The organism is Mycobacterium innocens (assembly GCF_900566055.1).
GTDB lineage: Bacteria > Actinomycetota > Actinomycetes > Mycobacteriales > Mycobacteriaceae > Mycobacterium > Mycobacterium innocens.
The window spans coordinates 1-18,378 of record NZ_UPHQ01000112.1 but is presented as its reverse complement, the minus strand read 5'-3'; the positions used below and the strand labels follow the sequence as shown (position 1 = coordinate 18,378).

Sequence of the window (18,378 nt, the reverse complement as noted above, 5' to 3'; positions counted from 1 at the left end):
AGACCAGCGCGAAACCAGCGATACGCAGTCACCCGCGCAACACCATTGCGCTCAGCCCACGCCGCCAGATTCATACCTTTGTTCCTACCGCACACCACTGACAACTACCGACCACTCAACCCGCAACAGCTGGCAGCCCCGCTGGTGGCGGCGGCGTCGGCCTGGAGCGGGCTGGCTTCCGAGCTGAGTTTGGCCGCCGACGGCTACCAGCGGGTGGTGATGGCGCTGCATGCCGAAGAATGGCTGGGTTCGGCGTCGACGCTGATGATCGAGGCGGTCGCACCGTACCTGGCGTGGATGCGAGCCGCCGCCGCGCAGGCCGAGCAGGCCGCAACTCAGGCGCGGGCGGCGGCCGCCGCATTCGAGACGGCGTTCGCCGCCGTGGTGCCCCCACCGCTCATTGCGGCCAATCGCGCTCAGCTGGCATCGCTCATCGCGAAAAACGTGTACGGACAATACGGCGCCGCGATCGCGGCCCTGGAAGCTCAATACGCCGAGATGTGGGCGCAGGACGCCAGGGCGATGTACAGCTATGCGGGTTCCTCGGCGAGCGCGGCGCAGCTGACCCCGTACACCCCGCCGCCGCACATCACCAGCCCCGCCGCGGCCGCAACGCAGTCCACCGCGGTCACCCAAGCCGCCGCGACCGCGGCCGGCGCGGCGCAGAACACGTTGTCGGGGCTCATTGCTGAGCTGCCGAGCATGCTGCTGGGACTCGCATCGCCCGTCTCGTCGGTCCTGACTGCTGGGGGTTTGACCTCGAATCCGGGATGGCTGCAGTGGCTCATCGACTGGTATATGCCGATATCACAACTCATCTACAACACCGTGGGTCTGCCGTATTTCGCCATCGGTATCGGCAACAGCCTGATCACGTCGTGGCGGGCGCTCGGCTGGATCGGCCCGGAGGCCGCGGAAACCTCGGCCGCCGCGGCCGCAGCGACCTCAGCTGCGGCAGGCGCCGCGCCTGCGGCTCTCGGCGGCGCCGGGCCGGTAACCGCCGGTTTGGGCAACGCATCCGCCCTCGGCAAGTTGTCGGTGCCGCCCACCTGGTCAGCCAATCCGGGCCTGGGCCCGGCGGTCGCGGACGCTGCACCGTTGGCCAGCGACATCGTCAACCCGCCGGAGGTCGGTGCGCCGGGAGGCCTGCTGGGCGGAATGCCACTGGCCGGCCCGGGCGCTGCCGCCGCGGGCGCGGGTCCCAAGTATGGGTTTCGGGTCACCGTGATGTCCCGGCCGCCATTTGCGGGGTGACCGCCGCTGCGGTGGTGCACAATGCAATCCACCACGTGATGAGGACCCCCACATGCCGCACCTGCAGCGCAGGCTTTCCAACCGTCACATCCAGCTGATCGCGATCGGGGGTGCGATCGGCACCGGCCTGTTCATGGGGTCCGGACGCACCATCTCCCTTGCCGGCCCCGCCGTTCTGGTGGTTTACGCAATCATCGGGTTCTTCGTGTTTTTCGTCCTGCGGGCGATGGGTGAATTGCTGCTGTCGAACCTGAACTACAAGTCGTTCGTCGATTTCACTGCCGACCTGTTGGGGCCCGCCGCAGCGTTTTATCTGGGGTGGTCGTACTGGTTCGCCTGGGTCGTCACCGGCATCGCAGACCTCGTCGCGATCACCGGCTACGCCAGGTTCTGGTGGCCCGCCTCGCCGGTTTGGTTACCGGCTCTGCTCACTGTTGGCCTCATCCTGACGGTCAACTTGTTCAGCGTCGGCCATTTCGGCGAGATGGAATTCTGGCTGGCGTTGATCAAGGTCGTGGCGATACTGAGCCTCATCCTCTTGGGCGCATTCCTGGTGGTGACCAACTTCGTTTCCCCGCAAGGGGATCGGGCGACGATCGAAAACCTTTGGAACGACGGCGGATTGTTCCCCCAGGGCTTCATGGGCTTGGCCAGTGGCTTCCAGATCGCGTTCTTCGCCTACATCGGTGTCGAACTCGTCGGCACCGCCGCCGGCGAAACGGCAAACCCGCGCCGCACCATTCCCCGGGCGATCAACGCCGTTCCGGTGCGCGTGGCGATCTTCTACGTCGGCGCGCTGGTGGCAATCCTGGCCGTGGTGCCCTGGCGGCGGTTTGCCAGTGGCCAATCCCCGTTCGTGACAATGTTCTCGCTGGCGGGTCTGGCCGCGGCGGCGTCGGTCGTCAACTTCGTGGTGACCACCGCGGCCGCCTCCTCGGCGAACTCCGGGGTGTTTTCCACCGGCCGGATGCTGTTCGGCCTGGCCGACGAGGGCAGCGCGCCGGCAGTGTTCCAACGGCTCAACCGCGGGGGGGTGCCCGCGGCGGCCATCGTGTTCACCGCTCCGCTGCTGCTGACCTCCATCCCGCTGCTCTACGCGGGCGGTTCGGTGATCGGCGCCTTCACACTGATCACCACCGTCGCCTCGCTGCTCTTCATGTTCGTGTGGACGACGATCGTCGTCAGCTACCTCGTGTACCGCCGACGGCACCCACAGCGTCACGCCGGCTCCATCTACAAGATGCCCGGCGGTGTCAGCATGTGTTGGGCGGTGCTGGCCTTCTTTGCCTTCGTGATCTGGACCCTCACCACCAAGACGGAAACCGCAGTCGCGTTGGCGCTGGTCCCCCTCTGGTTCGTGACCCTGACCGGGGGTTGGCTGATGGTCCGGCGGCGAGCCGTGAGCGTACACGGCATCGTCGACGGCTCGATCAGCGGCGAGCGCTCAGTGTTGCCGTGAGCCGTGGGCCTCGAGAACCACGTCACGCACCGCGGTGACCGGCATGGGCGCGGCCTGATCCGGCAGCAGGTCTGGCGACGAGGCGATGATCAGCGGCGTGTCCTCGTCGCCATCCGGCAGCCTGCCGTGCGTGCCGCCGACATGCTTGCCGTTGAGAGCGATGACACCCATGGTGTATCGAAGGCCCAGCGCCTTCTTGGCCAGTGCCGCGGCGGCTTTGGCTTTGACGGTCCGATCGTCGGGGTTCATCAGCAACTCGGCGGGGTCGTATCCCGGCTTGCGATGAATGTCCACACACGGCGCGAACTCCGGAGCCCGGGCGTCGTCGAGCCAGTAGTAGTAGGTGAACCAGGCACCCGGTTCGGCGACCGCCACTAGCTCACCTGCCCGCGGATGATCAATTGCCAAGCGCTGCTGCGTGTTTCGGTCCATGACCTGATCCACGCCGGCAAGCGCTTCGACCAGGCCCGCTACCCGGGCGATATCGGACTGATCGCGCACATAGATATGGGCGGCCTGATGGTCGGCGACGGCGAACGCCCGCGAAGTCCACGGGTCCAGGTATTCCCGGCCCTGCTGGGTGTAGACAGTCAGATACCCTTCCCGCCGGAGTTGACGGTTGATGTCCACCGGGTTGTTGGCCGGCGCGATCCCGTATTCGGAGACGACGATGGTCGTCATGTCGTGCTCGGCGGCCGCCGCCAGCAAGGGGGCCAGCGCCGCGTCGACGTCCGCGGCGGCGGTGACGGCCTGCGGTGACCGGGGACCGTAGCGCTGAAAGTCGTAGTCCAGGTGCGGGATATACGCGGTGAGCAGGGTGGGCGAATAACGTTGCAGGATTTCCAGAGAGGCATCCACCAGCCAGCGCGACGACGTGATGTCGGCCGTCGGGCCCCAGTACTGAAAGAGCGGGAACACGCCCAGCTTGTCGGTCAGGATGTCGTGCAGATCCGACGGCACGACGTAGCAGTCCGGCGATTTGCGTCCGTCTTGGTGATACACCGGCCGGGGTGTGACGATCACGTCGTTGCTCGCGTTCATCGCATACCACCAGCCGACGTTCGCCGAGGTGTACCCGTCGAAGCGCCCGGCAGCGGTCTCCCAAACCTTCTCCCCCGCAACCAGCTTGTTGCTCTGCCGCCACAGCAGCACCTCGCCAAGGTCACGGAAATACCAGCCGTTGCCGACGATTCCGTGCTGGTTGGGCATCAGGCCGGTGACCATCGACGACTGCACCGAGCAGGTGACCGCCGGGAACACCGGCGCCAGTTGTCGCATCGCGCCCGAAGCGGCAAGCGCGAAGAGATTCGGCATGTGCCGCAGCAGCGGTTGGGTGAGCCCGACGACGTTGACCAGTAGAACTCGTCGGGTCATGCCGCGTCCCGTTCGCACAACAGATCTTTCAGCCAACGGATTTCGGCCGCGATATCGTCAGCCAGGCTGCCCGTCCGCAACGACGACGGAAGAACTTCCCAAGTGTACGTTTCGATTTCGACGTCAACGGGTTGGGATAGTGCCCCCTCACCCAGCATCGCCATCACGTCGGCAAGTACAGGTGACGTGTTGCTCAACGGTGCCGGCGGAGCTAGATGCAGCGGGACGTGGTAGTGCACCCGGGCGCTGCCGGTCCGCGGTGTCGCCGGGTCCGCAAAGGACAGGTCGTCGCGGAACCACTGGCGCCCGTCGGCGTCGACGCCGTTGACCTGATGCAGATACGGGGAGCCCGCGAACTCGGCGAAGGCTTCGGCTACCCCGTCGGCGGCCAGGTCGTCGATCGCAATTGCGTTGGAGGCCTGGATCTTCACCACGTCGATTCCGATGTCAGCCAGGCCGGCCACCACCTCGGCCGGGTTCTCACCCATCACGGCCAGGTGGCAGGTGTCCAGGCACAGCCCGATGTAGCGGGTATCGACAATGCCGTGGCCGAACCAACCGATCGCGTCATGGCATGATCCGATCACGCAGCCGGGCTCGGGTTCGATGGCCAACCTGATCCGATGCCCGGACTCCTGCTCGATGCGCCGCAGAGCGTCGCTGAGCGCAGCCAGCGTCTGCCGGGCCCGGTCATCGGCCGAGTCGTCCCATGGGTTGCTCCAGCCCAGCGGCAGTGTCGAGATGGTGCCATGTTCGGCGCCGGCCAGCAGGTCACTGAGCACCTCGGCGCAGTGGCGGGTGTATTCCAGCCGGTCCGGTGTGGTCCAATCCGGTTGGTATACTTTATGTTTCACCGAATCGCCGTGAAAGACCCCGTAGGGGAAAGCGTTCATGGTCACCACGGCAAGCCCGTTGTCGGCCAGAATCGCGGCCAGCCGGCTGCGCGCTGCTCGATCAGCGGCCAACCGGGCCATGGTGGCGGCCGGCAACCACACGCCGACGCCGAGGCGTTCCAGACCGGCGCGTTGCCGAGCCGGCGCGAACAGCGACAGCAGTTGGTGCTCCAGCGCCTGCAGACTGTCGGCAGCGACGACGTTGCTGCAGTAGGACAGCATCAGCGCTTTTCTCCGCGGTTGATGGTATTGCCGGCAAAGGCCGCCTGCTGCTCTTCGCTCAACAGGCGAAGTTGCCCGCTTTGGCCGTAGAACTCGACCGGGTTGCGCCACATCACCCGGTCGACGTCGTCTTCGCTGAAAGAGGCCGCCAGCATCGCCTTCGCGGTCTTGACCGTCTTGAGCGGATCGGATCGTCCCCAATCGGCGGCCGAGTTGACGATGATCCGTTCGAGGCCGAAACGCTGCATCAAGACGACCATCCGCGCTTCGTCCATCTTGGTGTCCGGGTAGATGGAGAAGCCCATCCAGCATCCGCTGTCTCGGGCGGGCTCAATGGTCACCTCGTTGAGGTGGTCCAGCAGCACCATTCCCGGATCGATTCCGACCCGCTTCACCAGCTCGATGCTGGCCAGCGTGCCCCCGAGCTTGTCCCGGTGCGGGGTGTGCACCAGCGCGGGCAGGCCGTGTTCGGCGGCCATCTCCAATTGCGTTTGGAACACCGAGGTTTCCTCCGGTGTCATGGAGTCGTAGCCGATCTCACCGACGGCGACCACACCGTTCTTCGGCAGATACCGCGGGATCTGCTCGAGCACGGCCCGGCAACGGCTGTCGTTGGCCTCCTTGGGATTCAGCGCAATCGTGCAGTTGTGGGCGATACCGAACTGGGACGCACGGTAACGCTCCCAGCCGATGAGACTGTCGAAGTAGTCGATGAACGATCCTGCGCAGGTGCGGGGCTGACCCATCCAGAAGGCCGGCTCCACGACGGCACGCACGCCCGCGACATACATCGCCTCGTAATCGTCGGTGGTCCGTGACGTCATGTGAATGTGCGGGTCGAAGATCCTCACTCCGGCACCTCCGTCATCGTGGCGGCCAGCTGCTGCAGCATCCGCACGTCGGCCGACACCGGCCGTCCGGCCGCAGTACGTTCGCTGATGTAATCGGTTGCCATCCGGCTTAATTCCGCATCGACACGGATGCGCAGGCCGGGTACGGCACGCAACGGAACCTCCATGAAGATCAGCTTCATCACGCCATGACGCCAGGTGGGCTGGGCCAGGAACCGTGTTCCGAAGCCGCCGAGTGCCGCGCCTACCAGCCGCGGATCGTTGCACCGCAACGCATCCTCGGCCAGCGTCACGCCGGCCGCTGTGGTAATCGGTCCGAGGTTGCCGTCCAGCGCCGCCGTCTCCAGGCCGCGGAGCACGGCCAGGCGTTCGTCGCTATCCCCCCATTGGTACAGCTTTTCGACGAGCGGACCCGCTGTCTCGTCCGGATTTTCGGCGACCAGCGTGGTGAGCAGTTGTACTCGGGCCATCAGGGTCGCATCGCCGGAGGCCTGCGACATTGCGCGCTCGGCTTTGGGGAAGACTTCCAGGATCTTGTCCGGGCCGCTACGGATCTCGGCCGCAGCGTTGTCGATCCACGAGCGTGCCGCGATCGGCAGCCTGGCGCGATTGATTGCGGACATACTGCGCCGCAGCACATTCGGTGCGTCGTGGCAATGTCGTGGCAATTCGACCGAGGCGACACCGTCGAAGCCGCTGGTCTGCAGGGCGTCCATCACCGCCCCGAGATCGAGGTCGCCATGGCCGAACTCGAGGTGTTCATGTTTGAGTGGTGTCATGTCGTCGAGGTGGACGTTGACCAGTTTGTCGCCCAGGTCGGCGATCGCCGCTTGCGCACCGCCCGGCTCGGTCATCACGCAGTGACCGACGTCGAGCGTGATGCCCAGTTGCGGCGGATCACCCAGTGCCCGGCACACGTCGCGGGCTTGTTCAACCGTCTCGACGAACATTCCGGGTTCGGGCTCGAATCCGAGCGTGACTGCCTTGCCGTCCGCATAGTCGACCACCTGCGCCAGCCTGCTGACGAGCAGCTCCCGGGTGGTGTCGGGGTCGCTGTAGTCGACGGCATAGCCCGACCACAGCGACACGCAGGTGGCCCCGAGGTCCGCGGCGATATCGATTGCCCGCCGCAGGAATTCGACGCGGGGTTCGGCGGCGATATCGACCAGCGCAGGTTTGTGCTTGACCCGCGGATCCAGCAGATAGCGCGCTCCCGTTTCGATCGCCACCTGTAATCCGTGGGTGTCCAGCAGCGCGCGCAAGGCGCCCAGCTGCGCACCGAGATCGGAGTCGAACGGTCGGACATGCGGGTAGCCGATGGTCAGCGCGACGGCGGTATACCCGTGATCGGCGATCAGCGCGAGCGCGTCGGCAAGCGGGTGATCGGTCAAGCCATTCGTGTTGTAGCCAACGTGCATCAGGTCACCTCAGTGGGTCGGGACGCGGAAACTTTGAACCGCAATCCAATTGCCAGCCCACACAACGCCAGCATGGTGCGCGGCGCCGGGGCGGCCAACATCGCCTGGACCGCGATCGTCGACGCGATGCCACTGCGCACCGCGCTGCGAAGGACCTCGGCGGTCGGATGCTGCCACGCCTTCCACAAACCGGGGCCAAACGACCACGCGTACACCGCCGCGGCCGGTGCGGCGCGAAACCCGGGCGTGCTCACCATCGCCGAGGCGGCCACCGCTACCGCCATACCGCCGACGATCGCCGGCAATCGGCGTTCCGAGCCCGTGACCTCACTGCGGGACAGCACCGTGATCGCCGTGGTGTGCCCGCCGATCACCGACGCCGGAACCAGCGCGCGCCGATAATTCGGGCCGGCGCCGAGCATCACGTCGAGGAACCGGCAGCCCGCCATCACCAACGGCCCCGCGGCGGTGTCCTTGACAACTAGGTCATAAGCCGCGACGCACAACGTGATTCGGCCCGCGGCGGCTAGGCCGTGGCGGCCGCTGACCGCCGTTGCGGTCGCCAGCCCCGCCCCGGCCAGGCCGGCTGCGACCGACAGCGCCGTGCCGGCCGACACTTCGCCCGACGGAATCGGCCGCTCGGGGCGTTCGACGGCGTCACGCTCGCGGTCGGCCCAGTCGTTGAGCACCATGCCACTCCAATACAGCAGCGCCGACGCCAGCGGCAGCGCGAGCCGGCGTCCGGTCAGCGGATACCCCGCCCAGATGGCGCCCACCGCAGCGTCACCCAGCACTGTGAGCGCAGCAGGTGCCCGCATCAGGTCCAGGTACGCCTTGATCTTCACTGCCCGGCCGAAACCGGCGTCGCAAAAGACTTGGCCCACTGCACCAGCGCCTCGTATTGCGCCGCAAGTGAATGCGTCGATGAGCCCCACGGTTCCTTGAAGAAGAAGCCGAGCTGCCCGACGACACCGTGCGCACCGCGCATTCGGGCCATCGCGAGCAGGCGCGCCACGTCGAGAACCAACGGCGCCGCCAAGGCGGAATCCGGTGCGGACCAGATGGTTTGCAGGGTGATCTGACCGCCGAGGAATCCGGTGGCGTGGATGTGGTCCCACGCAACCTTGGTTTCCCCGAGGTCGGGCACGTAGTCGATATGCAGCGGGGCATTGACGGCGCCGCCAAGCATCTGCTGGATGCCACGCTGCTTGCTGACGAGCTTGGACTGCACGGCGACCGGGTCGGCGAGCGTGGCTCCGTCGCCGCCGCCCAGCAGATTCGTTCCCGCCCAGGAGTGCACGGTCATCGCCCGGCTGGCGAACATCGGCGCCAGCACGGTACGCAGCAAGGTCTGGCCGGTCTTGGCGTCCTGGCCGGCGTAGAGAATATCGGCCTCGTCAGCCAAGCTGCGCAACGCGGAAACCCCCATGCTGGGCGACGGGGTGAAGCAGGAGTAGGCGGCGCCATTGCGGATCGCCGCCAAGGCGGTCAGCGCGCTCGCCGGCAGCACCATGCGGTCCTTTTCGCACAGCGCGGCCCGCAACAGGTCAGGGTCGTGGTACTCGGGGCGGTCCGGCACCGGCGGCTGCGTCGATGCCACGTCGATGACCACGAAGACGTCAAGTGCGTTGCGCGAGATGAACAAGCCCATCGCGTCGCTGAGCCGGTCGATCAGTTCGGCTTGGGTGCTGGCACCGACGGTGGACGGATCCGGCGTGGCCACGCATGAGGGACCGACGATCTCGTCTTCGGTGGCCGCCAGGCGATCTGACACCGCCGCGACCACTCGGTGCGGCAGCAGTCCCGCCTCGACCAGAGCCTCGGCGCGCTTGGCCAACGGGGCGGTCGAAAGGTCGCGTCCGGCCACCACGAAATCGGCATATTTCGGCAATGGGACGCCGGCGAAGTCGGCAGTCGCCGTCACGCAGCCGGTTTCGGGAATCAGCCCGGCGCTGAGCGCATACAGACCCACGATCGACGTGGTCGCCACCGACCCCCGCGCACCGCTGAGCCACAGGCCGCAGCGGGGCTGCGCGGTCACCCGGGATGTGGTGTCGTCGTGGTCCATCGCGCCGTCCTTGATCGCCGAACGCTGTAAAAATCTGATGTATCGAGCGTGACAAACTAGTTTTTCTAAGCAGAGGATGCTAAGCAGAGGATGCTAACACCGCGCATTGGTCTCGGCTGATCAATGACTGTACGTAAGCTGGCAACGATGAGCTTCAGAGCACGCATCGCCCCATTGCGGTGGTCGGTGTGGCGCATGGCGCCCGGGATCCGCAACCTCACCAGGACGGGTCAGATCGGTGACGGTCGCGAAGCAGCCGCCGTCGACTATGTACTCCGGCACGCCCGTGCCGGCGACATCGACGACGTGCTGGCCACCATCGACAAGTTCGCCTACGAAAAGTCGATGCTGATCAATATCGGCGACGAAAAGGGTCCGATGCTCGACGCCGCGGTGCGGCGCGCCAACCCGGCGCTGGCGCTGGAGCTGGGCACCTACTGCGGCTACGGCGCACTGCGGATCGCCCGGGCGGCGCCGACGGCCCGGGTGTACTCGGTCGAACTGGCCGAAGCCAACGCCGCCAATGCCCGGCAGATCTGGGCTCATACCGGCGTCGCCGACCGGGTGACCTGTGTGGTCGGCACCATCGGCGACGGCGGACGCACCCTGGACGCGCTGGCAAGTGAACACGGATTCGCTTCTGGCACTCTGGATTTCGTGTTCATCGATCACGACAAGAAGGTTTACCTGGACGACCTGCAGAGCATCATGGACCGGGATTGGCTGCATCGGGGCTCGATCGTGGTAGCCGACAATGTCAAGGTGCCCGGCGCGCCGAAGTACCGCGCCTACATGCGGCGTGAGCAAGGCAGGCTGTGGAACACCGTGGAGCACAAGGCCCACCTCGAATACCAGACCCTGGTGCCCGACCTGGTGCTGGAATCCGAGTACCTGGGGTAGTCGCCCTGACGCCCGGGTCGTCACACCTGAATCCTGAGCCTCATCCGCACCACTTTTCGTCTAGCGCAGGCGTGGCTGCGGGGTTTTGTCGGACCGGGTCGTTACGGTGCGGGCGTGCAGTCACTGATATATCCCTCGATCGACCTCGACGACGCCGAATCGCATCTGGGCGCCGACACCTACCGGCGCGGCCTGGACTACGCGCGCGAAGGACGAGTGGTGCGTTGTTCATGGAACCCCGGCGACGACAGTCTCGTGGGCAGCGTTCGCGGTAACCGGGGCCGCACCTACACCACCACCGCGCAACTGTCGACGGATTACGCCGACTCCTGGAACCTCGAACTCGGGTTGTGCACCTGCCCCATGCAAGTGGACTGTAAACATGTGGCCGCGATCCTCATCGCGGCCAGCGGGACCACGAAGACACGGTCGCAACGGGCGCCAGTGCCCCCGGCTCCGGCGGTCTGGCGCAAGTCACTGGACTCGTTGTTCCCCACATCTTCGCCGGGCAGCACCGCCGGCACCCCGCTGGCTATCGAGCTGAACCTGTCGGCGAGCGGCTTGGACGCGCGGGTGGTGCGCCCGGGTAAGCGCGGCGGCTGGGTCGCCGCCGACCTGAGCTGGGGCCGCTTGCCCGCGCTGCGACACTACGGTTATCCCGACGCCCACATCCGCGTGCTCCAAGAGTTCTATGCCGCCTACCGGGCGGGGGCCCCGAATCAGACTGGCTACTACGGCTATTCGTATGCCTCGTATGGGGAGATGAAGACGATCTCGCTGCTGAAGTTCGAGTCACCCCAATTATGGCCGCTACTGGACGAGTTGCGCCGAGTCGGGGTGCGGTTGGTGCACGCGCAGGACCACCACGACGTGCTGCCGTGTGCCGCGGCACGCCTGTCCTTGGACGTCACCGCCGACGCGTCGGGCAACCTCACCGTCATGCCCTTGCTTGAAGTCGACGGAGCGGCCGCACAAGCGGTCGCGTTCATCGGGTCCTCGGGCCATGGCGTTGTCTGCACCGACGGCGGGCTGCGGCTGGCACGGATGGACCAGCCGGTCTCGGTGACGTTGCAGCGGATGACCCTTGGCGATCAGATCCTGACCATCCCCGCAGCTGAGGCGGTGCAGTTCACCGCCGAGTACTACCCGAAGCTGCGGCGCATCGCGGCCATCACATCGTCGGACACCTCGTTCACGCCGCCGACGATCACCGGGCCGACGTTGGTGCTGCGTGCCGACTATCGGGATGGGCACGAGGTCGAGTTGACGCTGCAGTGGGCGTACCGGGTGGGCGACAACGAGTTTCGCGTCAATGTGGGTGCGTCTGGTGATCCAGGCTACCGTGACCTGGACACGGAGAACGGGCTTGCGCGCGGCATCGACGCCCCACTGGAGCGATTCGGGCTCCGCGCCCCCGACGGCGGGCTGATTGCCCGAACCCGATTGTGCGGCTTGGAGACAATGCGGTTCACCACCGAACTCCAACCGCTGCTCACCGGGCTGTCCGACGTCGTGCTGGAGGTGACCGGCGACCCCGTCGACTACCGGGAGGCGGGCGAGTCCCTGGTCATCGGTGTGGCCACGGACGCGGTGCCTGGACAGACGGACTGGTTCGACCTGGACATCACGATCACCGTTGAGGGCAAGCAGATTCCGTTCGTCAGCGTGTTCACCGCGCTGGCCTCCAGCCAGTCACATGTGCTACTGGCCGACGGAGCCTACTTTGCGGTGGACAAGCCGGAGCTGGTGAAGCTGCGCCGGCTGATCGAGGAAGCCCGCGCACTGACCGATGCCGATGAGGGTCCGCCCCGGATCAGCCGGTTCCAGGCCGGGCTGTTCGACGAACTCGCCGCACTGGGAGTGGTCACCCAACAGGCCGACGAGTGGTGTCGGCAGGTTCGCGGACTGCGCGCACTACAGGGAGTTGAACCGGTGCCGGTACCCAGCGGCTTGCGCGCCGATCTGCGGCCCTACCAGGCCGACGGGTTCTCGTGGCTGGCGACGCTCCACGCCCACGGGCTGGGCGGGATCCTCGCCGACGACATGGGACTCGGCAAGACGGTCCAGTCGCTCGCATTGATCTGCCATGTCCAGCAACAGGATCCGAGTCCGGCCCCGTTCTTGGTGGTGGCGCCCTCGAGTGTGGTTGCGAACTGGGCCGCAGAGGCCGCGCGGTTCGCACCGGAACTGTCGGTGGCTGCGATCAGCGATACCCTGCGTCGTGCCGGCATCGACCTTGACGAGCTGGCTACCGGCACCAACATCGTCGTTACCTCGTATACCTTGTTCCGCCTCGACTTCGACGCCTACGCCGCCCAAACCTGGTCCGGCCTCATTCTGGACGAAGCCCAGTACGTCAAGAACCGGCACGCCAAGACCTACCAGTGCGCGCGCCGGCTACCCGCCCCCGTCAAGGTGGCAATCACTGGTACGCCGATGGAAAACAACGTGATGGAGCTGTGGTCGCTGCTATCAATCACCGCCCCGGGACTATTTCCCAGCCCGGCCAAGTTCGCCGACTACTACGCCAAACCCATCGAGAAGACCGGCGACCCCGAGTTGCTGGCCCTGCTGCGCCGACGGATCAAACCGCTCGTCAAGCGCCGCACCAAGGAGCTTGTGGCCGCCGACCTGCCCGCCAAGCAAGAGCAATTGCTCGATATCGAGCTGCCTCCCCGGCACCGCGCACTCTACGACAAGCGACTGCACCGCGAACGTCAAAAGGTGCTCGGCTTACTCGACGACATGCAACGCAACCGATTCACGATCCTGAAATCTCTGACCGTGCTGCGCCAGATGGCTCTGCATCCCGGGCTTGTCGACGCTGCGCATGACGCGATGGCCTGCGCGAAAATCGATGTCTTGGTGGAGCAGCTGCGCGACGTCGCCGACGGCGGCCACCGCGCGCTGGTGTTCAGCCAGTTCACTCGCTTCCTTGGCCGGGTGCGAGATCGCCTGGGCGCCGAGGGCATCGACTATTGCTACCTTGATGGGCGAACCCGCAACCGTCCCAAGGTGATTCAGCAGTTCAAGGAAGGGACTGCGCCGGTTTTCCTGATCAGTCTCAAGGCCGGCGGTTTCGGGTTGAACCTCACCGAGGCCGACTACTGCTTCCTGCTCGACCCGTGGTGGAATCCGGCCACCGAAACCCAGGCCGTCGATCGCACCCACCGCATCGGACAGATGCGCAATGTCATGGTGTATCGACTTATCGCCCGCGACACCATCGAGGACAAGGTCATCGCGCTCAATGCGCGCAAAGCCAAGCTCTTTGCCAGCGTGATCGACGACGGCAACGCCTTCGCGTCCGCGCTGACGGCCGACGACATCCGCGGACTGCTCACCTGAGGTCGGAGTACTTGGCCGTTATTCACAGTCAGAAGTTGGGCGCCATCTTGCCGTACCCTACCCGCGCGCCATGATCGAATGTATGTGGCGCTCCAGAGTTTTCGTGCTTTTCAGGGCGGTTTTAGTTGGCCAATGCGTGTCAGCGTTTCATCGGTGAAATGAGGGACGCGCACGCGGTGCGGCTCTAGGTTTCGGGGTTACCACACCAACCTCAACCGGAAGGCCAACCACGTGCGCGTCTCTACAACATCTAACCGTCTGCTGCAGATCGCGGGGCCTGGTGACCGATGTCGACATCAAAGATCGCGATGTCGAAGTCAGTCTGCGCCCGCGCGCCCGATGGCTGCGCTGCCCGTGCGGGATGCTGTGCTCAGCGCCCTATGACCGGCGCCGGCGCGGCTGGCGCCACTTGGACTTGGGCGGATCCAAGCTGTGGCTGGTCTATGAGATCCGGCGGGTGGACTGTCCCGAGTGCGGGGTGCGCACCGAGGAGCTGCCCTGGGCGCGCCCGGGTGCGCGTCATACCCGCGATTTCGAAGACATGGTGCCAGCCTACGCCCGGAGCCGGCAAGCCAAAAGAATGAGAGGGTAGATTGGCAACTTGCAGGAAACCTCAAGTGTTACTGTCGAACTCACCATTGCTCCAACGCTTTTGGGGCCGGCGCGAACGGCAGTTGCCCGACGGCACCCGTCACGTCGCGCGGGGGTGCGCTCCGGCCCACACCTCCCGCAATGCATGAACGGTGACCAGCGTGTAGATCTGCGTCGTCGTCACCGAGGCATGACCCAACAATTCCTGCACCACCCGGACATCGGCGCCGCCCTCGAGCAGGTGGGTGGCAAACGAATGCCGCAGCATGTGCGGCGACACACCCGCGGTGATGCCGGCACGCTCGGCCGCATCCTGCAGCACCTGCCAGGCGCTTTGCCGTGACAACCTGCCGCCGCGGGCGTTGAGAAAGATGGCCGCCGTGCCGCGGCCCCGCCGGGCCAGGTCGGGGCGCCCGCGCACCAGGTAGGCGTCCAGCGCGTGCACGGCCGGGCGTCCCACCGGCACCAGCCGTTGTTTACCGCCCTTGCCGCGCAACAACACCGACCTGACTTGCGTGTCGACGTCGTCGACGTCGAGACCCACGGCTTCGGAGATCCGCGACCCGGTGGAATACAGCAGCTCCAGCAGTGCCCGGTTGCGCAGGGTCAACGGTCCGTCGGCCGGGTTGTCGCCGCCGGCGCCTTCCAGCAGGGCCAGCACCTGGTCGACCGTCAGGCTCTTGGGCAGCCGCCGGCCCGGTGTCGGCGGACGCACCGCGCGCGCCACGTCCAGGTCGGCCAGGCCTTCGGCGGCGGCGAACCGATGCAGCCCACGCACCGCGATCAGCGCCCGGGCCGCTGACACCGCGGACAGCGCCGTCGCCCCGGATTCGGGATCGCCGCGCCGCAGTGCCACCAGAAAGTCGCTGACATCGTCCTCGCCGACGCCGGCCAGGTCGGTGATCCCCCGGTCTTCGAGGTGCTTGGTATAGCGGCGCAGGTCCCGCCGATACGAGCTCAGGGTGTTGGGCGCCACGCCCCGTTCGATCGCCAGATGGTCAAGGTAGCCCTGCAGTTGTGTGTCCAGGGTCAGTGTCGTCACCGCGCGGTCTTTCGCGCCATGAAGGCCGTCGGCTTGTCGATCCAGGGGCTGTCCACCGGACGCGGTTGGGCCAGCCCACTGGTTACCGCCTGCGCGGCCAAAATCCCGGCCACCGCAATGGCATTGACGATTTCGCCGCTGAACACCTTCCGGGCGGCCTCCTCGAGGGGAAACCACTGCACCGTCATGTCGGCTTCTTCGTGGTGCGCCTCGGGTTGCTCCGCCTCACTGAGCCCGGTGGCCAGATAGACCCGCACCGATTCGTCGCTGAACCCCGGCGTGGAGTCGAGGTCGACGAGCACCTGCCAGCCAGCGGCCTGCAAACCGGCCTCTTCCTGCAGCTCGCGGGCGGCAGTGAGATGCGCCGGCTCCCCCGACGCATCCAGCAATCCGGCCGGCAGCTCCCACAGCCGCCGGCCGAACGGGTGGCGGTACTGGTAGACCAACGGGATGTTGCCGTCGTCGTCGACTGCGACGACACCGACCGCACCGTAATGCTCGACGACTTCTCGGACGGCGGTGGTGTCACCCGGCATTCGCACCCGGTCTCGGCGCAGCGCGAAAATCGCTCCGGTATGCAAGGTTTCGGACGATATCGTCTCGAAGTCGTGCTCAGCCACGAGTCGCGGGTTCAGGTAGCGGCTGCGCGACGCCGTCTCGACGCTCGTTTCCGTTCGACACGGGCTCGGACATCTCGGGGATGTCGACGGGCAGCAGCTCGCCTCCCTTGTAGTCGATTGCTGCTCCGACGAATGCGACGAACAGCGGATGCGGGCGGGTGGGCCGGCTCTTCAACTCGGGGTGAGCCTGGGTGCCGACCAGGAATGGGTGCTGGTCGCTCGGGTATTCGACGAACTCGACCAACCGGCCGTCGGGTGAGGTACCGGAAAACCGCAGGCCGCTTCGGGCGATCTGGTCCCGGTAGGCATTGTTGACCTCGTAGCGGTGCCGGTGCCGCTCGGACACCTTCGTCGATTGATATGCTTGCGCCACAATGGAATCCGGCTCCAGCACCGCAGGGTAGGCGCCCAGGCGCATGGTGCCGCCCAGATCCGCCTCGCCGGCCACGATGCGCTGCTGGTCGGCCATCGTGGAGATGACCGGATCGGGGGTGTCGGGTTCGAATTCGGCCGAATTGGCCTGGCTCAGACCGACTGAACGGGCGGCCTCGATCACGATGCACTGCAGGCCCAGGCATAGTCCCAACACCGGCAGGCCCCGAGCCCGGGCATACGAGATAGCCGCGATCTTGCCCTCGATGCCACGGATGCCGAACCCTCCTGGAATCAGCACCCCATGGACATCGCCCAGCGCCGCTGCGACACCGCCGTCGGTCTGGCAATCGTCGGAACCCACCCAGAGGATCTCGACCTTGGCCCGGTGCTTGAACCCGCCGGCCCGCAACGCCTCGATCACCGACAGGTACGCGTCGGATAACTCGACGTACTTGCCCACCAAGGCGATTCGGACTGATTCGTGCGGTTCGTGCACCCTGCGCAACAAGTCGTCCCATTCGGTCCAGTCGACGTCGCGGAACGGCAGGTTGAGCCGGCGGACCACGAACGCGTCCAGTTCCTCGCGGTGCAACACCTTGGGGATGTCGTAGATCGAGGGTGCGTCCGGAGTGGAGATCACGCCGTCGATGTCGACGTCACACATCAGGGCGATCTTGTTTTTCAGCGCTTCGGGCACGTTGCGGTCGCTGCGCAGGATCAGCGCGTCCGGGGTGATACCGATGCTGCGCAAAGCGGCCACCGAGTGCTGCGTCGGCTTGGTCTTGAGCTCGCCCGACGGGGCCAGGTAAGGCACCAGCGACACGTGCAGAAAGAAGACGTTCTCCCGGCCCAGGTCGTGGCGCACCTGGCGCGCCGCCTCCAGAAACGGCTGCGACTCGATATCGCCCACGGTGCCGCCGATTTCGGTGATCACGACGTCGGGGCGGCGTCCGTCCGGGTTGGGTTGGGCCATCGCCATGATGCGCCGTTTGATCTCGTCGGTGATGTGCGGGATCACCTGGACGGTGTCACCGAGGTATTCGCCACGGCGCTCTTTGGCGATCACCGTCGAATACACTTGTCCGGTCGTCACATTCGCCGAGCCGGACAAGTCGCGATCAAGGAAACGCTCGTAGTGGCCGACGTCGAGATCGGTCTCGGCGCCATCCTCGGTGACAAAAACCTCGCCATGCTGGAACGGGTTCATGGTGCCCGGGTCGACGTTGAGGTACGGATCGAGTTTCTGCATCGTGACCTGCAACCCGCGGGCGGTCAGCAGCTGGCCGAGGCTACTCGCCGTCAATCCCTTGCCGAGGGAGGATGCGACCCCGCCGCTGACGAAGAGGTGCTTGGTGACAGCTTGCGGATGCTTGCGCAACTGGGCGACCTCCGTGAAGACGGGCAGGGCTTGCCTTTCTAGCCTGACCTAGCTGGGCCTGCCGACCCACGGAATCCCACCCTAACACCCGCGACGCCGGCTCGCGGCGAACACGCCCGACCGGTCCTACGGAGTGACTACCGGGGGACTACTGGGGACTACTGGGGAACAGTCACCGAGGTGGCCCCGTGACCGGTGCCGTAGTGGGCCGGGTGACCGCCATTGATCAGGTCGTGCAGGGCCAGGATCGCCGTGATGCGGCCGGGCGCGAGGTCGACGTCGTCGACGGTGCTGATGGTGGCGGCCATGCCGGCATCGGCGCGGGTGACGGCGACTGCTGCGCTGCCGGTCGACGAGCCATCCCGGCCGGCGAGCACGGTGCCGGAACCGTGCGGCGCCAGCGCAGCGGCGAACCGCGCCACGCTGGCCCCCTGGTTGCCGGCGTCTGCGGGCAAGCTCCCGCCGGTGATGACGATCGCCGCGTTTGCCACGTCGATGTGATCCGCGGGCTGATAGGTGATGAAGCCGGTCTCGCGCAGCGCCGTCAGCACGGTGCCGCGCTGAGCGTCGTCGACGGGCGGGGCG

14 protein-coding genes and 2 pseudogenes are annotated in these 18,378 nt (G+C 66.3%); 5 read left to right on the top strand and 11 right to left on the bottom strand.

What is annotated here, in order from left to right; translation table 11 throughout:
- Nucleotides 1–74 (bottom strand): annotated as a pseudogene (locus EET03_RS31455) (IS607 family transposase); the annotation flags it as partial.
- On the opposite strand from EET03_RS31455, the gene EET03_RS12615 reads away from it, so the two are divergent.
- Nucleotides 73–1,254 carry a PPE family protein gene (locus EET03_RS12615; RefSeq protein ID WP_075540661.1) on the top strand — a complete coding sequence of 394 codons (1,182 nt, stop codon included), beginning with the start codon at nucleotides 73–75 and terminating at the stop codon, nucleotides 1,252–1,254. The pseudogene EET03_RS31455 and the gene EET03_RS12615 sit on opposite strands and share 2 nt — an antisense overlap.
- Nucleotides 1,255–1,306: 52 nt before the next feature.
- On the top strand, nucleotides 1,307–2,713 hold the full coding sequence (locus EET03_RS12610; protein ID WP_082274369.1) for an amino acid permease: 1,407 nt from the start codon (nucleotides 1,307–1,309) through the stop codon (nucleotides 2,711–2,713).
- Here the strand turns inward: EET03_RS12610 and EET03_RS12605 are convergent.
- The 6 genes from EET03_RS12605 to EET03_RS12580 are packed head-to-tail and all read right to left on the bottom strand — an operon-like array spanning nucleotide 2,699 to nucleotide 9,539.
- Nucleotides 2,699–4,087: an alkaline phosphatase family protein gene (locus tag EET03_RS12605; RefSeq protein ID WP_075540651.1), complete on the bottom strand. Its 1,389-nt coding sequence runs from the start codon at nucleotides 4,085–4,087 to the stop codon at nucleotides 2,699–2,701. The genes EET03_RS12610 and EET03_RS12605 overlap by 15 nt on opposite strands.
- The gene (gene eboE, locus EET03_RS12600; protein ID WP_075540652.1) at nucleotides 4,084–5,202 is read right to left on the bottom strand and encodes a metabolite traffic protein EboE; all 1,119 of its coding nucleotides are present in this window, start codon (nucleotides 5,200–5,202) and stop codon (nucleotides 4,084–4,086) included. Before eboE ends, EET03_RS12605 begins: the two co-directional genes overlap by 4 nt.
- Nucleotides 5,202–6,053, bottom strand: a complete 852-nt coding sequence (locus tag EET03_RS12595) for a TatD family hydrolase (RefSeq protein ID WP_075540653.1) — start codon at nucleotides 6,051–6,053, stop codon at nucleotides 5,202–5,204. Before EET03_RS12595 ends, eboE begins: the two co-directional genes overlap by 1 nt.
- On the bottom strand, nucleotides 6,050–7,471 hold the full coding sequence (locus EET03_RS12590) for a TIM barrel protein (RefSeq protein ID WP_075540654.1): 1,422 nt from the start codon (nucleotides 7,469–7,471) through the stop codon (nucleotides 6,050–6,052). Before EET03_RS12590 ends, EET03_RS12595 begins: the two co-directional genes overlap by 4 nt.
- Nucleotides 7,471–8,355: an SCO3242 family prenyltransferase gene (locus tag EET03_RS12585; protein ID WP_244232338.1), complete on the bottom strand. Its 885-nt coding sequence runs from the start codon at nucleotides 8,353–8,355 to the stop codon at nucleotides 7,471–7,473. The genes EET03_RS12590 and EET03_RS12585 overlap by 1 nt, the downstream gene beginning before the upstream one ends.
- Nucleotides 8,313–9,539: an inositol-3-phosphate synthase gene (locus EET03_RS12580; protein ID WP_075540655.1), complete on the bottom strand. Its 1,227-nt coding sequence runs from the start codon at nucleotides 9,537–9,539 to the stop codon at nucleotides 8,313–8,315. Before EET03_RS12580 ends, EET03_RS12585 begins: the two co-directional genes overlap by 43 nt.
- Before the next feature lie 147 nt (nucleotides 9,540–9,686).
- Here EET03_RS12580 and EET03_RS12575 point away from each other — a divergent pair, with 147 nt between their 5' ends.
- The 3 genes and pseudogenes from EET03_RS12575 to EET03_RS12565 all read left to right on the top strand — a co-directional run.
- Nucleotides 9,687–10,439: an O-methyltransferase gene (locus EET03_RS12575; protein WP_075540656.1), complete on the top strand. Its 753-nt coding sequence runs from the start codon at nucleotides 9,687–9,689 to the stop codon at nucleotides 10,437–10,439.
- Between the two features lie 114 nt (nucleotides 10,440–10,553).
- On the top strand, nucleotides 10,554–13,787 hold the full coding sequence (locus EET03_RS12570) for a DEAD/DEAH box helicase (RefSeq protein ID WP_075540657.1): 3,234 nt from the start codon (nucleotides 10,554–10,556) through the stop codon (nucleotides 13,785–13,787).
- A gap of 231 nt (nucleotides 13,788–14,018) precedes the next feature.
- Nucleotides 14,019–14,334 (top strand): annotated as a pseudogene (locus EET03_RS12565) (transposase family protein); the annotation flags it as partial.
- Between the two features lie 144 nt (nucleotides 14,335–14,478).
- On the opposite strand, the gene xerD reads toward EET03_RS12565, so the two are convergent.
- The 4 genes from xerD to EET03_RS12545 all read right to left on the bottom strand — a co-directional run.
- Nucleotides 14,479–15,420 (bottom strand): site-specific tyrosine recombinase XerD, encoded by a 942-nt coding sequence (xerD, locus tag EET03_RS12560; protein WP_075540659.1) that lies wholly within the window; start codon nucleotides 15,418–15,420, stop codon nucleotides 14,479–14,481.
- On the bottom strand, nucleotides 15,417–16,040 hold the full coding sequence (locus tag EET03_RS12555; RefSeq protein ID WP_063471642.1) for an NUDIX domain-containing protein: 624 nt from the start codon (nucleotides 16,038–16,040) through the stop codon (nucleotides 15,417–15,419). The genes xerD and EET03_RS12555 overlap by 4 nt, the downstream gene beginning before the upstream one ends.
- Nucleotides 16,033–17,793, bottom strand: coding sequence for a CTP synthase (locus EET03_RS12550; protein ID WP_075540660.1), 1,761 nt, complete (start codon nucleotides 17,791–17,793; stop codon nucleotides 16,033–16,035). The genes EET03_RS12555 and EET03_RS12550 overlap by 8 nt, the downstream gene beginning before the upstream one ends.
- 158 nt (nucleotides 17,794–17,951) lie before the next feature.
- Nucleotides 17,952–18,378 (bottom strand): copper transporter (locus EET03_RS12545; RefSeq protein WP_167470632.1); only part of this gene is annotated, 427 nt, incomplete at its 5' end.